The following is a 15,521-nucleotide window of genomic DNA, read 5'->3' as shown; positions in this document are numbered from 1 at the left end:
GCTAACGCGCCCCTGAGTTAGGGTCGGTACCGGAGAGAGTCAAGAAGTGCCGCAGCGAATTCGTGTGAAATTTTTTCGCCGGGCTTGAGGTGAAATGAGTGGGTCAAACCACAGTTTTCACAGACGGCGCAGATTAAGGGACTTAGGCCGAAAGCGCTTCGGTTGCCACCTCACAGGCGCGAAGCGCCCATCTGTGAAATCTGTGTCACCTGTGGTTACCTATACCTATTTCAGCTCGATATCGGCCACGATGGGGAAGTGGTCGGAAATGACCTTGCCCGAAAAGCTGTCGGTTAGGGTGGCAAAACGGGTCACAGTCAGAGCGCGTTCGACAAAGATGTGGTCGATGGCGTCGCCATCGGTCTGACGGATATCAAAGTCGTTGAAGGTGCCCGTCGGGCCGAAGCGGCGCAGGCTGGCGACGCGGGTATCTTTCAGCGGGCTGGTGTCGGCGGTGAAGCGCTTATAGGGCGCGCTGGTGAGGCCGCTGTTAAAGTCGCCCAGCACGATCAGATGCGCGCCCGGCACAGTCGGCAGGCTCAGAATCTGCGCCGCACAGTTTTCGCGCGCCTTGACACCGACATGGTCGAAATGGGCATTGCGCACATCAAAGACCTGACCACTGCGTTTGTCCTTGAGGATCAGACGGGTGAAGGTGCGCGGCAGGGCGGCATCGGCGTCCTTCGATGGCGTATCGGGCGTCTGACCGCACCACTGCGTCACGGCTGAGACTTTTTCAAAGCGGCTGCGGTGCCAGAAAACGGTTGTGCTTTCGCCGGCCTTGGCGCCGTCATCGCGACCGACCCCGTAATGGTCATAGTCTTCAAGGGCCTGCGACAGGTCATCGACCATCGGCAGCAGGGCCTCCTGTAGGCCCAGCACGTCGGGCTGAACAAAGGCGATCTGCGCCGCCATGCGCGGGCCGCGCTCCGGCCAGGGCGGCACGTCCTGCGGATTGGCGTAGCGGATATTGTAGCTCATCAGGCGCAGGGTCTCGGCAGAAACCGGTGAGGCGATAAGCAGGGCGGCGGCGAGGAGGGGTAGCAGCTTCATGGGGTCAGTTTAGGGCGTGGGATGCGCGGGGTCCAATGACATTCATATGACGTCAAAGCGCGGGTGTGGTTACGGTCGCGCCCTGCTGTTCCAGTTGCTGCAACGCTCCGCCGGGGGTGAGCAGCGCCGACAAGGGCAGAACCATTATCGACTTGCCCGGTGTTTCCAGCGCCTTGTTGATCGCTCGAACCGTCTGTTCGACGGACTGCCCCAGCATGGCCTTGGTGGACGGTGCGCCTTCGAGGCAGGCCAGTAGCGCCGAATCCGGTGACAAACGCTGCACGGCCTTAAGGTCGCCAATGGCCCAGGCCTTGGTGGCGGCGCGGGCGTTTTTGACCGCAAAGTCGATCTCATCCAGCGTGGCGGCGACGCAATACGCCTCCTGTTGCGCGCTGAAATCGTCGATGCGCCCCAGAGTCTTGGCCACGGAGAAGCTGCCCGACGGTCTGGTCTTCAGCTTCTGCGCCTTGGCAAACCGAAGCAGCGTCTTTTCCGGGTCGCGCGTGGCTATCCCCGCCTTGTCATAGACGTCTTCGCGCAGTGTGGCTGCGGCCCAGATGGGCGACAGTTTTTTGTACTTTTGGCGGTCCAGACCGTAGGTGTCGGCCAGCGCATAAAAGCGCTTCGACAGATCGGGCCGCAAGACTTCATCCAGCGTTTTGCCCAGCGGCAGGCGGCGATCCATCAGCAGTCGCGCGCCGCCGATCAGCCCGCCTTTGGCTTCGGGCGCGGTGAGCAGTACATTCGACAGGCCGATAACGCGCTCGACGCGCTTCGAATCCCACGGAATACGCTTGGTCATCACCGGCATGGCCCCCAGCACATAGACCTCACTATCGCCCTTGCGCACCCGCCACAGGGCCGGACCGGGCAGGCGCGCGGTCACCACCACGTCGGTGACCCACGCTTCGCCGTCCCTGACGGTGGAACCTTCGCGGAGTGTTTCCTGTGCAAAGGCCATGGGCGCGCTCAGGACCAGCACAGCGAACAGGACGGGTTTGAACATGGTGAGGCTCCTTGTCACCCCTATACAGGCCGCACGGACGTGACCGGAATGGGGCAGGGCTCAGTCGCCGGCCTTAAGGGACAGATCCGCTGGGTCGGGAAGATATTCCATGATATCGGCGGGCTGACAGTCCAGCAAAAAGCAGATTTTCGACAGGGTATCGAAACGCATCCCCTTCACCTTTCCGGTGCGCAGAAGCGACATCTGGGTTTCCGAGATGCCGACCTGTGCGGCCAAATCCTTGGCGCGCATCTTGCGCCGGGCCAGCATCACATCAAGCGTTACATTGACCGGCATATCAGACGTACTGCTCCAGTTCCGCCGACAGGGCCTCGCGCGCCGTCTGAAGCGCGCGGATGCGCTGGCTTAGGCCAAGCAAGATGAGGCCCAGAGCCACAAAAGTCAGGGTCAGCAGGACGTCATTCGTGACGCCGGGCTGCCGACCGGTATTGTTATAGACCTCGCCCCATACCCAAGGTGTGGCGTTCAGACCTATAGCCAGACCGCCAAGCATCAACCCCGCCCCGCTGCGGCCTAGCCCTTTGCACAGGACCGGCTCCCGCGGTGTATGCGGACGAAAACGGGCGATCGTGTCGGCGGCGAACCACAGGGCAATCGCGAAGAAGCCATATGGCAACAGTGGTAAGCCGCCCTGCAACAGCGCCAGACCGAAAACGTCGGGCCGATGGCCGGTATGCGCCCACAGTTTCGGCGACTGAACGATCATCAGCAGAGCCATGATCCCCATCGGCAGGCCGATCATGATTTTAAGAAAAAGGGCCTTCATACGAAGCTCTCCATATCGGTTTGCAGCTTCGCCCCGGCCTGCGTAATCAACCACAGCATCAGGCCGATCAGCAATCTGAATGAAGACATAACGACATGCCCCCGAAAAATTAATCCCGGGGGTATATAAATTTAAAGCAGAATTAATGTCAAGAGCCGGTGAGCCGCAGGCCCAATGCCTGTTTGACCTGCCGGGCCTGACGCGCCAGATCGGTCAGGGCCCAGCCTGGCACGACCATCAGCACCACGGAGGCCACGGCAAAAACCAGTGTCCGCAAGGCGCCATTATCGCCAAACATAAAGCTCAGGGCCGCCATAGCCAGCCACCCAACCGAGGGCACAATCATCCAGTCGCGGCGGCACGCCGCTCCGGTCACGGCGCTGATCAGGGCAAACACGATCGCCAGAAAGGCCATGTTTGACACAGGATTGTAGCTGTTGGCGAGGACATTGCCGATCGAATAGACGAAGATACCGGCGGCGGCGAACAGCCATGCCGCTGAGACCGCCTCGGTTCGCCAGTTGGACAACAGGCTGTGTTTGCGCACGCGCAGGGCGATGACCACTGTGCCGATCAGTCCTGCGGTAAAATAAAAGAGGCCATAGGGCAGGGCCGGCAGAAGTCCGGCATAGGCCAGACTCAGGCACAGATGGCCGATCCCCAGCACACTGCCCCACCACAGCAGGATCGGTCCCCCCGCCAGCCCGGCCGATTCTCCACGTTCCATCAGCCGTCGCAGCCGCGTCAGCTCGTCATCCATCCCGGCGACATCCTCCGCCGTCAGGGGCGGTAGCAGGTTATCGAGCCTTGGGCCCTGGATCATGGCGCGCTCCTCTTTGTTAGTATAAGCGTTACCACTGATTGCCTGAACGTAAAGCGGAATCGTGAGGGTGAACCCGGTTGCCAAGCCCGCCCGCTTTCCGATAGTTTTACCGCCATACAGGGAGCACAGTATGACGCAGCGGCGGCAATGGATGATCGGTATGGCGGCACTAATGGGGGCGACGCTCCTGCAAGGCTGTTTTCCCTCCCAACAGAAACCGGCTGAAAACGCCGAGGCTGCCAGGCCCGTGCCTGCCAAGCCCAAGCCGCTCTATCGTGACCTGCCTGTGCCACCGGACAGCGTGCGCGTACTGATCCAGACGACCAAGGGCGATATTGTGGTGGAGCTCGATGGTAAGCACGCGCCCATTTCGACCGCCAACTTTTTGCAATATGTCGATTCCGGCAAGATGACCGACGCCCAGTTCTGGCGCGCCATGAAGTCGGGCAAGGGCGGCTTCATTCAGGTCGAGGCGGCGGGGCATCGCTATCAGCCGATCCCGCACGAACCGACCTCGCAGACCGGCCTGTCTCACACCGACGGTACGCTGTCCACGGCGCGCTATGCGGTGGGCACGGCCAGCAATCAGTTCACCATCTCCGTCGGCGACATGACCTATATGGACGCCGGGCGTGATCCGGAAGGCGACAATCAGGGCTATGCCGCCTTCGGCAAGGTGGTGTCGGGCATGGACGTGGTGAAGAAAATCCTCAACGGCAAGATCACCAAAAAGAAGATCGAGGGCGGCTGGGATGGGCAGAATCTCGAAAATCCGGTGAAGGTGCTCTCGGCTAAGCGGCTGAATTAGGCGGCGGCGTCCTCGCCGTTTTTTGAGCCTTCCTCTACGCAAAGGGGATGAAGACTAAAAATCTGTATAAAATATCTCCAATCCGCCTTTATTAACAAAAAGCAACTTGACGCTTTTTTGACGGGGTGATCGTCTCAGCCGTAACGGGGCGGGCGCGATGCGTGGCGTTCCGGAGCATCCTTTCATTCCGGACATCTTTTAAGGAGATACGCCGTGCACAGACGCGACTTTCTGGCCATGACCGGCCTGACGGCGGGCACCCTGCTCGTGCCGTCGCTTTACGGGCGGGCCGTCGCCGCCGAAGCGCTTCAGGAGACGATCGACGTCAAGGTGAAGAAGACTCTGGCCGATGCCGGGCTGAACGCCGCGACGGCCTCCGGCGCCAGCTATTGCGACGTGCGCGTCGGGCGCTATCTGCGTCAGTTCGTCATCACGCGCGAAGACCGCGTCGAGAACGTGGTCAATACCGAGTCGCTGGGTGCCGGTATCCGCGTCATCGCCGACGGCGCCTGGGGCTTTGCGGCGACCAACGACCTGACCACCGACGCCGTGGCGAAGGCCGCCAAACAGGCCGTCGCCATCGCCAAGGCCAATGCAAAGATCCAGACCGTTCCGGTCAAGCTGGCCCCCGTCAAGGGCGTTGGTGAGGTGTCGTGGAAGACGCCGATCAAGAAAAACAGCATGGACGTGCCGATCAAGGAAAAGGCCGACCGCCTGATCGACGTCAATACCGCCGCGCTGAAGGCCGGGGCCGACTATGTCAATTCGATGATGTTCCTCGTCAACGAGCAGAAGTATTTTGCCTCGACCGACGGCTCCTACATTGATCAGGACGTGCACCGCATTTGGGTGCCGATGACGGTCACCGCCATTGACAAGCAATCGGGCAAGTTCCGCACGCGCGATGGCCTGTCGGCACCGATGGGTCTGGGCTATGAATATCTGGATGGCGAAGCCAAACACAAGTTCACCGATCCGGCGGGCGTCACCGGCTATGGCCTCAGCTATGATATGAAGGAAGACGCCATCGCCGCCGCCAAACACGCGCGCGAAAAGCTGAAGGCCCCTTCGGTCAAGCCGGGCAAGTACGATCTGGTGCTCGACCCCAGCCACCTGTGGCTGACCATCCACGAATCGGTGGGGCACCCGACCGAGCTTGACCGCGTTCTGGGCTACGAAGCCAATTACGCCGGCACTTCGTTCGCCACGCTGGACAAGCGCGAAGCGAAGTTCCAGTACGGCTCGGAAAACGTCAATATCGTTGCCGACAAGACGCAGTTCGGCTCACTGGGCTTCGTCGGTTACGACGACGAAGGCGTCAAGACGAAGAAGTGGGACATCATCCGCGACGGTAAGCTGGTCGATTATCAGGCCATCCGCGATCAGGCCCATATTCTGGGCAAGACGGAGTCAGACGGCTGCTGCTACGCCGACTCGTGGTCGTCGGTGCAGTTCCAGCGTATGGCCAATATCTCGCTGGAGCCGGGTAAAAAGAAGCTCAGCGTCGCCGACATGATCAAGGGCGTCGAAAACGGCATCTACATTGTGGGCGATGGCTCCTTCTCGATCGACCAGCAGCGCTACAATGCGCAGTTCGGCGGACAGCTCTTCTATGAGATCAAGAACGGCAAGATCACCCAGATGATCGAGGACGTGGCCTATCAGATCCGCACGCCGGAATTCTGGAACGCTTGTTCAGCGGTCTGCGACGAAAGCGACTATCGTCTGGGCGGCTCCTTCTTCGACGGCAAGGGGCAGCCGGGTCAGGTGTCGGCGGTGTCGCACGGCTCCTCCACCAGCCGTTTCAACGGCATCAATGTCATCAACACCGCGCGTTCGCTCGGTTAATCGGCCGATTGGGAGATTACAGATATGGGCATCCTTACCGAAGCCGAAGCCAAGGCCATTCTCGACAAGGTTATCAAGCTGTCGAAGGCCGACGAATGCACCGCCACCCTGTCGGGGGCTATCAACGGCAATATCCGCTTTGCGCTGAACAATGTCTCGACCAGCGGCGTCGTGACCAATACCGAGCTGGGGGTTCAGGTGGCCTTCGGCAAGCGCGTCGGCATCGCCACCATCAACGCCTTTGACGACGCCTCTCTGGAGCGCGTGGTGCGCCGGGCCGAAGACCTGGCCAAACTGGCGCCGGAAAACCCGGAATTCATGCCGGCCGTGGGCAAGCAGACCTACACGCCGACCAACACCTTCAGCGAAGCGACCGCCGCCATCACGCCGGCGCAGCGCGCTGAGGTGGCCGCCAAGTCGATCACCCCGTGCAAGCAGGCCAAGCTGATCGCGGCGGGCTTCCTGTCGGACGGTCAGGGCTTCTCGGCCTTTGCCAATTCCAACGGCAATTTCGGGTATCAGAAGGCCACCTCGGTGGACTATACCTGCACGGTGCGCACCGAAGATGGTCGCGGTTCGGGCTGGGTGGCGCGCAACCTTCAGAACGTCGCCGACTTCAAGCCGGACACAGAAATCCAGATCGCCATGAAGAAGGCCGCCGACTCCGCCGACGCCAAGGCGCTGGAGCCCGGCAAATATACGGTCATTCTGGAACCGGCGGCCTCGGCGGGCCTGATCTCGTTCATGATGAACTATTTTGACGCGCGCTCGGCCGACGAAGGCCGCAGCTTCCTGTCGAAAAAGGGCGGCGGCAACAAGCTGGGGGAACAGGTCTATGACCCGCGCGTCACCGTCTATGCCGACCCGTCGCACCCGGACGCCGCCGTACTGCCATGGGACGGCGAAGGTCTGCCGCGCAAGCGCCTGCCCATCATCGAAAAGGGCAAGGTGGCCAGCCTGCAATATTCCCGCTACTGGGCGCAAAAGCAGGGCAAGACCGCCGACGCCTCGCCCGGCAACCTGATCATGGAAGGTGGCTCGAAATCGACCATGGACCTCGTGCGTTCTACGCAAAAAGGGATTTTGGTCACCCGCACCTGGTATATCCGCATGGTCGATCCGCAAACCGTGCTGCTGACGGGTCTGACGCGCGACGGCACCTTCTATATCGAAAACGGCCAGATCAAGTATCCGATCAAGAACTTCCGCTTTAACGAGTCGCCGGTCATCATGCTCAACAATATCGAAGAGCTGGGCAAGCCGGTACGTGTCGGCGACGATGAATCGCCGTTCGTGATGATGATCCCGCCGATGAAGCTGCGTGACTTTACCTTCACGTCCTTGTCGGATGCGGTGTAGTTGCAAACATCCCCTCTCCCTTGAGGGAGAGGGTGGCGCAACGCGCCGGGTGAGGGGGAGGTCAAAAGACTCGGTATGCCGTCTGTGACTCCCCCCTCACCCCAGCCCTCTCCCTCAAGGGAGAGGGGGCTGAATCGTGCAGCGTTTCTGTCTCTGCTTGCCGGGGGGCTGGCGGCGGCGCTGGTACGTCCGGCGCGGGCGGCCAGCTATGATTTCTGGTTCACGCGCCTGAAATACGCCTCCGGTGACTGGGACGTCGATCAGCGGATGCCGGCCAATCTGATCACCTCCCTGATCGACTACACGACCCTGCGCGTTGATCCGAAGGAGCACGTGATCGACCTGTCCGATCCGAAGATGCTCAGCGCACCCTTCTGCTACATGGCCGGGCACAAGCTGGTCGATTTCAGCCCGGCAGAGCGGCGCAATTTCGAGACCTATGTCAGAAATGGCGGGTTTGTCTTTGTCGATGACTGCAATCACGACATTGACGGCCTGTTCGCCAAGTCGTTCGAGCGGCAGATGGCGACGATCTTCGGTCCACAGGCGCTGAAAAAACTACCCAATACGCACGCCATTTATAAGAGCTTTTTCCAGTTCGACGGCCCGCCCAATACCTCGTTTGAGTTGAACGGCTGGGGCGACGATCTGGTTCACGACTATCTGAAGGGCATAGAGATCAATGGCCGTCTGGGCGTCCTCTATTCCAACAAGGACTATGGCTGCGAGTGGGATTACGACTGGCGCAACAAGCGCTTTCTGGCCGAAGACAATACCAAATTCGGCGTCAATATTGTCATCTACGCTTTGTCGAGTTGAGACATCAGACGGCCTTCGCCTCCGGGGCCGGATTATGGGGATTATGATATGTCGATCAGTGAAACCGAGATCAGGGAAAGGCTGGCCCGCCTCGGCCACCTGCGTCAGGCCATCGCTCAGGCCATTGTCGGTCAGGCCGATGTGGTCGAGCAACTGCTGATCGGGCTCCTGGCCGGCGGGCATTGCCTGCTGGAGGGTGTGCCGGGGCTGGGCAAGACGCTGCTGGTGCGCTCCCTAGGGCAGGCGCTGGAGCTGCAATTCCGCCGCGTGCAGTTCACTCCCGACCTGATGCCCAGCGATATTCTGGGGACCGAGCTTCTGGAAGAGGATCACGGGACCGGCCACCGCCATTTCCGTTTCCAGCCGGGGCCGGTTTTTACCCACCTGCTGCTGGCCGACGAACTGAACCGCACGCCGCCCAAGACGCAGGCCGCCCTGCTGGAGGCCATGCAGGAGCGCACCGTGTCCTACGCCGGGGTGACGCACACCCTGCCGTCGCCCTTTTTCGTGCTGGCGACGCAGAACCCGCTGGAGCAGGCCGGGACCTATCCGCTGCCCGAAGCGCAACTCGACCGCTTTCTACTGCATATCCGCGTCGATTACCCCACGGAATCCGAAGAACACGATATCCTGCGCCAGACGACGGGTGCGGGCGGCGGGGCCGTGCCCAAGGTGATGGGGGCCGAGGACGTGCTGGTGCTGCAAAAGCTGGTGCGTGATGTGCATGTGGGCGAAGACCTGCTGCGCTGGATCACGCGGCTGGTGCGCGCCACGCGGCCGGGTGAGGCCGCCCCGCAGGCCGTCAACACCTATATCAAATGGGGGGCGGGGCCGCGCGCCGGGCAATCTCTGGTGCTGGCGGCCAAGGCGCGCGCCCTGTTGCAGGGGCGACTGGCGGCGACGCGCGACGACGTGATGGCGCTGGCGGCCCCCGTCATGCGCCACCGCCTGCTGATGTCGTTTGCCGCTGAGGCCGAGGGCGTGGCCCCCGATACGGTCGTGGCCGCTATTCTGAGCGCCGTAAAGCTCTGAACGCATGGTGTACGACCCGATCCCTCCTGAGGTGCGCCACAGGCTGAAAGGCCTGCGCCTGTTCGCGCGCCGCGCGTCCGGGGCGTCGGGGATCGGGCTGCACGCGTCGCGTTCACGCGGCGCAGGGCTGGAGTTTGCGCAGTACCGTGCCTATGAGCCGGGCGACGAACTGCGTCAGATCGACTGGAAGCTCTATGCGCGCTCGGACAAGTTTTTCGTGCGTGAATCCGAGCGTGAAAGCCCGCTCAGGGTGTGGACCGTGCTCGATCTGTCGGCCTCGATGGGGCAATCCGACGGAGCATTTCCAGAAAAAGTAGGTACCGGTTTTTCGCCCGGAAATGCGACCACTCAAAAAGCCCTCAAGCCCGGTTGGAGCCGCCTTGAGGCCGCCAAGGCCATGGCGGCCTGCGTCGGCGAACTGGCCCTGCGTCAGGGGGACGCCTTCGGCCTGATCACCCTCAGCGATCGCGGCGTGGCGGTGGTCGAGGCCGCGGCGGGGCTTAAGGCGCGCGACCGTCTGCGGCTGGAGTTGTTCAAATTGAAGACCGAGGGCGGGTTTCCGTCACTGGCGCAGTTGTCGCCGGTGTGGGGTCGCATCCGCGCGCAGGACATGGTCATGGTGTTCAGCGACGGCTTTGACGAGGGCTGCACTGAGCTGATGACGCGCCTGTCGGCGGCCGGGCGCGACGTGCTGATGGTGCAGACCCTGACGGCCGAGGAGCGCGATTTTCCGTTTCAGGGCGGCTATCGTTTCGATGATCCCGAAGGCGGGGCCGAGGTGCTGGGTGACGGCAAGGCCCTGCGCACTGATTTCCTCAAGCGCTTTGCCGCCGCCCGTCAGGCCTTTGAGGCGCGGCTGTTCGCGGCGGGGGTGCGGCACACGCCCTACTGGCTGGATGAGCCGGTGGATGCGCCGCTGTGGCGACTCTTTGGCCAAAAGCCATCAGGAAAGGAGACGGCCTGATGCCCGCCCTCCTGTTCCCGTTAGGTCTGGCGGCCCTGCTGGCCGTGGTCGTGCCGCTGGTCATCCACCTGATGCGGCGCGACGAGCTGCGTCCGGTGGTCTTCGCCGCCCTGCGCTGGCTCGATCCGCGCCCCAAACCGCGCCAGCGTATCCGGTTCAGCGAATGGCCGCTGCTGTGGGTGCGGCTGCTGCTGATCGCCGTGCTGGGCCTGCTGCTGGCGCGGCCGGTCCTCACGGCACCGCTCAGCGACAAGCCCTATGTGACTGTGGTACCGGGGGCTGATCCAAAGGCGGCGCAGCAGGCGGCAAGGGAAGACGCCGAGGCGCATTGGCTGACGGCGGGTTTTCCACGCTTAAGCGACACGCCGGGAGCAGTGGGCGAGGTGAGCAGTCGTCTGCGGCAGCTCGATGCGCAATTGCCGCAAGGGGTAAAGCTGACCGTCGTGGTGCCGCAAACCCTTCAAGGGGTGGATGCTGAGCGCCCGATCCTCAGCCGCACGGTCGATTGGCGCATCGTGGCCGGGGCCATGCCCGCCGCTCAGTCCATGACGACGAAACTGCCCGTTCTCAGCCTGCGCTATGCGCCGGACCGCGCCGCCGATGTGCGGTGGTTCCGCGCCGTCTCTGCCGCCTGGCAGACTCCGTTCGAAGCCGCCGGGGCGGATGCCGCCCTGCCGCCAAAGGATCGGGTTTTGGTGTGGCTGGGCAGCGGTAACGTCCCGTCTGCCGTCAGGGCGCGGGTGCATTCCGGTGGAACGGTCCTGTTGGGGGCGCAAACGGTCTGGCCTGCGTCACCGCAGCGCCGCGTCGCGTGGCGCGATGCCACCGGCGCACCTTTGATGGAGGCCCAGGGCGAGGGGCGGGGGCAGTGGCTGCGCCTGACGCGGCCCCTCGGTCCGGCGGTTTTTACGGAATTGCTGGAGCCGACCTTTCCGGATCAACTGGCTGCCGTTCTCAGTCCGAACCCATCACCGGCGCGTGTCGAGGCGCGCGATTTGATCCCGGTCGTGGGGCGCTCTATTTTCACCCGCCCGTCTGAGGAACTGACGCCGTGGCTGGCCCTGCTGGTGGCGGTCTTGTTCGGGGTTGAGCGCCTGCTGGCCACCGCCGCCCGCCGGAGGGCCGCGCCATGACGACTCAGCGCTTTACCGGCCCGGCGCGTTTGCGCAGCCTGTTGAACGACGGGCTGACGGCCCTGCCGCTGATCGTCGCTATGGCCTTTGCGGGTTGGGCCGTGGGCGCAAAGGCGGGGCTTTTGATGGCCCTGTGCCTCGGCCTGTTCGTGGCCTTCGGGCTGGCTTTGTGGCGATTGCGGCGCTTTGACCGCGCCTGGGTGATTGCGGCGCTCAATGCTCACCGTGCCGAGATGGAAGACAGTGCCGATCTGTTGTTTGCGCGCGCCGAAAACCTCAACCCCTTGCAGATCCTGCAACGGCAACGCCTGATCGAGCGCCTGCCGTCTCCGGCGGTGCTGACACCCCCGTGGCGCTGGAAGCCGGTCAGCTTTGCAGTGGCGGCAGGGTTGGGGATAGCGGCCCTGACGGCGGCGTTTGTCTGGTGGCCGCAAATTCGCGTGACGCCGGTTGCGCTCAGACGCGCTGAAGCGGGCGCGCCCAAACTGATCTCCGCCGAGGTCGCCGTCACCCCGCCCGCCTATACGCGGCAGGCGGCACACCGCGAAACGACCCTCGATCTCAAAGTGCCGCAAAACACCCGGCTGACTTGGCGGCTGCGTTTTGCGCCGGACGCCGCCAATGAGCGGCTGGTCTTCCATGATGGTCAGAGCGTGGCCCTGCGCCGCGACGGCAACGGATGGACCGCTACCCTGAGCGCCGACCGCTCGCGCCTCTATCGCCTCGCCGCCGACGGCCTGCCGGCGCAACCGTTGCATCGGCTGGAAGTCACGCCGGATGCGCCGCCAAAGGTCGAGGCCGTCCTTCCTGACCGCGCCCTGACTCTGGTCACGCCGGGTCAGACCCAGTGGCCGCTGGTCTTTGGCGCCAGTGACGATTACGGCGTCGCGCCCACCGCCGAACTGCGCATCATTCAGGCGCAGGGGCAGGGCGAAAACATCACCTTCCGTGAACGGACGATGACCTTGAGCGGCACTGGCGGCGCAGCCGATAAGCGCTTTGCCACGCGGCTGGACCTCAACTCACTCGGTTTTGCCGTGGGCGACGACCTGATCGTGCAGTTGACCGTGCACGACAATCGCACCCCCTCACCGCAGGAGGTGCGCTCCCCCAGCCTGATCCTGCGCTGGCCGTCCGATCTGGGGGCCGAAAGCACGGGGCTGGAGGCCCTGGCGCGTAAAACCCTGCCGGCCTATTTCCGCAGCCAGAGGCAGATCATTATCGACATCGAAGCCCTGCTGAAGGAGAAGCCGCGCCTCAAACCCGATACCTTCCTCAGCCGCTCGGACTCCATAGCCGTCGATCAGCGTCTGCTGCGCCTGCGTTATGGGCAGTTTCTGGGCGAAGAGGCCGAGGGCGAACGCGAAGCCCCGCCGGGTCAGGAGGGGACGCACGGCGATGAGCACAGCGCCGGGGACGGTCATGATCATGGCGAGTCAAAGGGCAATGCCGCACCCGTGTTTGGTGACGGCGGCAATGTGACGGCGGAGTACGGCCACACGCACGATGAGCCCGAAGCCGCGACCCTGCTCGATCCGGAAACGCGCGCCACGCTGAAAAAGGCGCTGGATGAGATGTGGCAGTCGGAACTGCATTTGCGACAGGGGAACCCGCAAACCGCGCTGCCGCACGCCTACAAGGCGTTGGGCTATATCAAGGAGGTGCAGCAGGCGACGCGCATCTTCCTGTCGCGCGTCGGGCCGGAATTACCGCCCATCGACAACAACCGCCGCATGACGGGCAAGCGTGAGGGCATTGCGCCCGTGCCCTTCGCGGTGACGGCGGCCCCGTCACCGGATGCCCCCGTCGTGGCCCTCTGGACGGCACTGGCCGAGACACCGGGGGCGAAAAGGGATATGCCACTGGCGGCGCTCGATGGCTGGCTGCGCGCCAATGAAGGCCGGGTTAGCGACCCGCTGTCGCTGCTGGCGGCGGTCGAGGCGGTGCGCGCCGATCCCGGCTGTACCTCGTGCCGTCAGACGCTGCGGGGGCAGTTATGGCGCGTCCTGACCCGCCCGCCTGCGGGTGTCGTGCGCCGCCCGGCGGTGACGGCGTCCGGTGGCCGCTATCTGGATGCCCTGGAGCGACCGAGATGACCCCGTCTGTGATCGTGGCTCTTATGCTTCTGGCCGCCGTGGTTTTATCCACGGCACGGCTGGGTCTGTGGTGGCGAAAGGCCGAGGCGGCCGAACGCTCCCTGCCGCGGCTTGTGATCCTTCTGGCCCTGACGCCGGTGTCGGCGCTGTTGCTGTATCTGATCCTGTTCCCGCCGCGTCTGGCCGCCGCCCCCGGCACGCTGATCGTTGCCACGCGCGGGGCGCAGGCGGTCGATGCGCAGGCGGGCGACCGCGTCGTCGCCCTGCCGGAAGCCAATGTGCCGGGGGCTGAGCGCGTGCCCGATCTGGCCACGGCGTTGCGTCTCCACCCCGAAGCGACGCGCCTGACCGTGGTGGGCGACGGCCTGACGCCACGCGACCGCGCGGCGGTCGAAGGGCGAGCCCTGCGTTTTGTGCCGTCAGCCCTGCCGCGCGGCGTGGTGCGGCTCGATACGCCGGAGCGGGTGGCCCCCGGTGGCGCGTTTCAGATCGGCGTGACGGTCAATGGGATGAAGGGGGGCATGGTCGAGCTGCTCGATCCGGCGGGCGCGGTGGTCGATACCCAGACACCGGATGCCAGCGGTCTGGCCGTCCTCACGGGCACGGCCAAGGCGGCAGGGCCGGTGTCTTTCACTGTGCGGGTGCGCGATTTCACAAAAGCCGTGGTGGAAACCGCCGAAGCGCCGGTGTGGGTCGATGAGGCGCTGACGGCGCGGGTGCGGGTGATTGGCGGCGCGCCGGGGCCGGAGATCAAATATCTGCGCCGCTGGGCCGCCGATGCCGGTATCGACATGCAGGCGCAATTCGCTCTGGGCGGCGGTGTAGCGGCGGGCGATGCGCCGCAGCCCCTGACGGCCGCCACGCTGAGCCAGGCCGACCTGCTGGTCATAGATGAACGTGGCTGGGAAGGTTTGGGCGACAGTGGCCGCGCCGCCGTGGTCAGCGCTGTGCGCGGCGGTATGGGCCTGTTGCTGCGGCCCACAGCCCTGCCGTCGGAAGCGACGAGCGCCCAGTGGGCCGCGCTTGGCCTGCGGCTCAGCGGCACCGGTGATCCGGTGACGGTCTCCCTGCCTGTAGCGGCGGGCAGCAAGGACAAGGCTCCCACCGTGACGCGACTCAACCTGCGCCTCGACAGCGCCGATGCGGTGCCTCTGGCCGTGGACAGCAGCGGGCAGCCTCTGGGCCTGTGGCGGGCCGAAGGGCGTGGGCGGGTGGGCCTGTGGAGCGTAACCGACAGTTTCGCCCTGACCCTTAGCGGTGAGGGCGGTCGGCATCAGGCCTTGTGGAGTGGCCTCTTTTCAACTCTGGTTCGCCGTTCAAATGCCGCCCTGCCGACCGTCACCGCAGGCCGAGTGCATCAGCGCGTCAGCCTGTGCGGCCTGAGCGGTGCGGCCGAGGTGCTCGACCCGCAGGGCGGTGTCAGCCACCCCGTCGTAGATACGGCCACGGGGGAGGCGCGTTGCGCGGCCGTGTGGCCTGCGCAGGCCGGCTGGCATGTGCTGCGCGTGACGACCTCGGATACGGTGCAGGCCGTGCCTTTTTACGTCCTGTCGGACAAGGCCTTGCCGGGCGTACAGGCGCTGGAGGCGCGCGAATCCACTCAGGCTCTGGTGGCTGATGACGCGCGACCGACAGAGACAAAGGGAGAGGGCCGTCGCGGCACCGCCGGGCCGTGGTTCCTCGGCTGGTTGCTGGTCAGCGCGGTCCTGTGGTGGGTGGAGCGCAATCCGATAAAGGGAGTATCCCTTTTCGGAAAAAAGGCGCGACCAACAAAAAGCTGACACGTAAAAGCG

General features: G+C 64.0%; 14 protein-coding genes. 9 read left to right on the top strand and 5 right to left on the bottom strand.

Translation table 11 applies throughout. The annotated features are described in order from the left end of the window. Positions 1-225 precede the first annotated feature (225 nt). From PQU94_RS14295 to PQU94_RS14275, 5 genes are all read right to left on the bottom strand, one after another. Positions 226-1,053, bottom strand: a complete 828-nt coding sequence (locus PQU94_RS14295; RefSeq protein ID WP_272742116.1) for an endonuclease/exonuclease/phosphatase family protein — start codon at positions 1,051-1,053, stop codon at positions 226-228. A 52-nt stretch (positions 1,054-1,105) separates the two neighbouring features. Then, entirely contained in the window at positions 1,106-2,059 is a 954-nt protein-coding gene (locus tag PQU94_RS14290) for a TraB/GumN family protein (protein ID WP_272742115.1), read from the bottom strand. Between the two features lie 60 nt (positions 2,060-2,119). Beyond that, positions 2,120-2,356 (bottom strand): helix-turn-helix domain-containing protein, encoded by a 237-nt coding sequence (locus PQU94_RS14285; RefSeq protein ID WP_272742114.1) that lies wholly within the window; start codon positions 2,354-2,356, stop codon positions 2,120-2,122. 1 nt (position 2,357) lies between these two features. After that, positions 2,358-2,846 (bottom strand): hypothetical protein, encoded by a 489-nt coding sequence (locus PQU94_RS14280; RefSeq protein ID WP_272742113.1) that lies wholly within the window; start codon positions 2,844-2,846, stop codon positions 2,358-2,360. A gap of 148 nt (positions 2,847-2,994) precedes the next feature. After that, entirely contained in the window at positions 2,995-3,669 is a 675-nt protein-coding gene (locus PQU94_RS14275; protein ID WP_272742112.1) for a hypothetical protein, read from the bottom strand. A 130-nt stretch (positions 3,670-3,799) separates the two neighbouring features. On the opposite strand from PQU94_RS14275, the gene PQU94_RS14270 reads away from it, so the two are divergent. The 9 genes from PQU94_RS14270 (at position 3,800) to PQU94_RS14230 (ending at position 15,509) form a co-directional block, all read left to right on the top strand. After that, a complete protein-coding gene (locus tag PQU94_RS14270; protein WP_272742111.1) occupies positions 3,800-4,477 on the top strand; it encodes a peptidylprolyl isomerase in 678 nt (225 codons plus the stop codon). Between the two features lie 213 nt (positions 4,478-4,690). Continuing rightward, positions 4,691-6,325 carry a TldD/PmbA family protein gene (locus PQU94_RS14265; RefSeq protein ID WP_272742110.1) on the top strand — a complete coding sequence of 545 codons (1,635 nt, stop codon included), beginning with the start codon at positions 4,691-4,693 and terminating at the stop codon, positions 6,323-6,325. Between the two features lie 24 nt (positions 6,326-6,349). Further along, the gene (locus tag PQU94_RS14260; protein WP_272742109.1) at positions 6,350-7,684 is read left to right on the top strand and encodes a TldD/PmbA family protein; all 1,335 of its coding nucleotides are present in this window, start codon (positions 6,350-6,352) and stop codon (positions 7,682-7,684) included. 75 nt (positions 7,685-7,759) lie between these two features. Continuing rightward, positions 7,760-8,503 carry a DUF4159 domain-containing protein gene (locus PQU94_RS14255; RefSeq protein ID WP_272742108.1) on the top strand — a complete coding sequence of 248 codons (744 nt, stop codon included), beginning with the start codon at positions 7,760-7,762 and terminating at the stop codon, positions 8,501-8,503. A 48-nt stretch (positions 8,504-8,551) separates the two neighbouring features. Next, positions 8,552-9,535: an AAA family ATPase gene (locus PQU94_RS14250; protein ID WP_272742107.1), complete on the top strand. Its 984-nt coding sequence runs from the start codon at positions 8,552-8,554 to the stop codon at positions 9,533-9,535. 4 nt (positions 9,536-9,539) lie between these two features. After that, the gene (locus tag PQU94_RS14245) at positions 9,540-10,499 is read left to right on the top strand and encodes a DUF58 domain-containing protein (protein WP_272742106.1); all 960 of its coding nucleotides are present in this window, start codon (positions 9,540-9,542) and stop codon (positions 10,497-10,499) included. Then, positions 10,499-11,632: a BatA domain-containing protein gene (locus tag PQU94_RS14240; protein ID WP_272742105.1), complete on the top strand. Its 1,134-nt coding sequence runs from the start codon at positions 10,499-10,501 to the stop codon at positions 11,630-11,632. Before PQU94_RS14245 ends, PQU94_RS14240 begins: the two co-directional genes overlap by 1 nt. Next, entirely contained in the window at positions 11,629-13,728 is a 2,100-nt protein-coding gene (locus PQU94_RS14235) for a DUF4175 family protein (protein WP_272742104.1), read from the top strand. The genes PQU94_RS14240 and PQU94_RS14235 overlap by 4 nt, the downstream gene beginning before the upstream one ends. Further along, positions 13,725-15,509, top strand: a complete 1,785-nt coding sequence (locus PQU94_RS14230; protein ID WP_272742103.1) for a hypothetical protein — start codon at positions 13,725-13,727, stop codon at positions 15,507-15,509. Before PQU94_RS14235 ends, PQU94_RS14230 begins: the two co-directional genes overlap by 4 nt. Positions 15,510-15,521: the final 12 nt, after the last annotated feature.

The organism is Asticcacaulis currens (assembly GCF_028550395.1).
Lineage (GTDB): Bacteria > Pseudomonadota > Alphaproteobacteria > Caulobacterales > Caulobacteraceae > Asticcacaulis > Asticcacaulis currens.
Note: the sequence above shows the minus strand (reverse complement) of the source record. Positions and strands in the feature narration are given on the sequence as shown.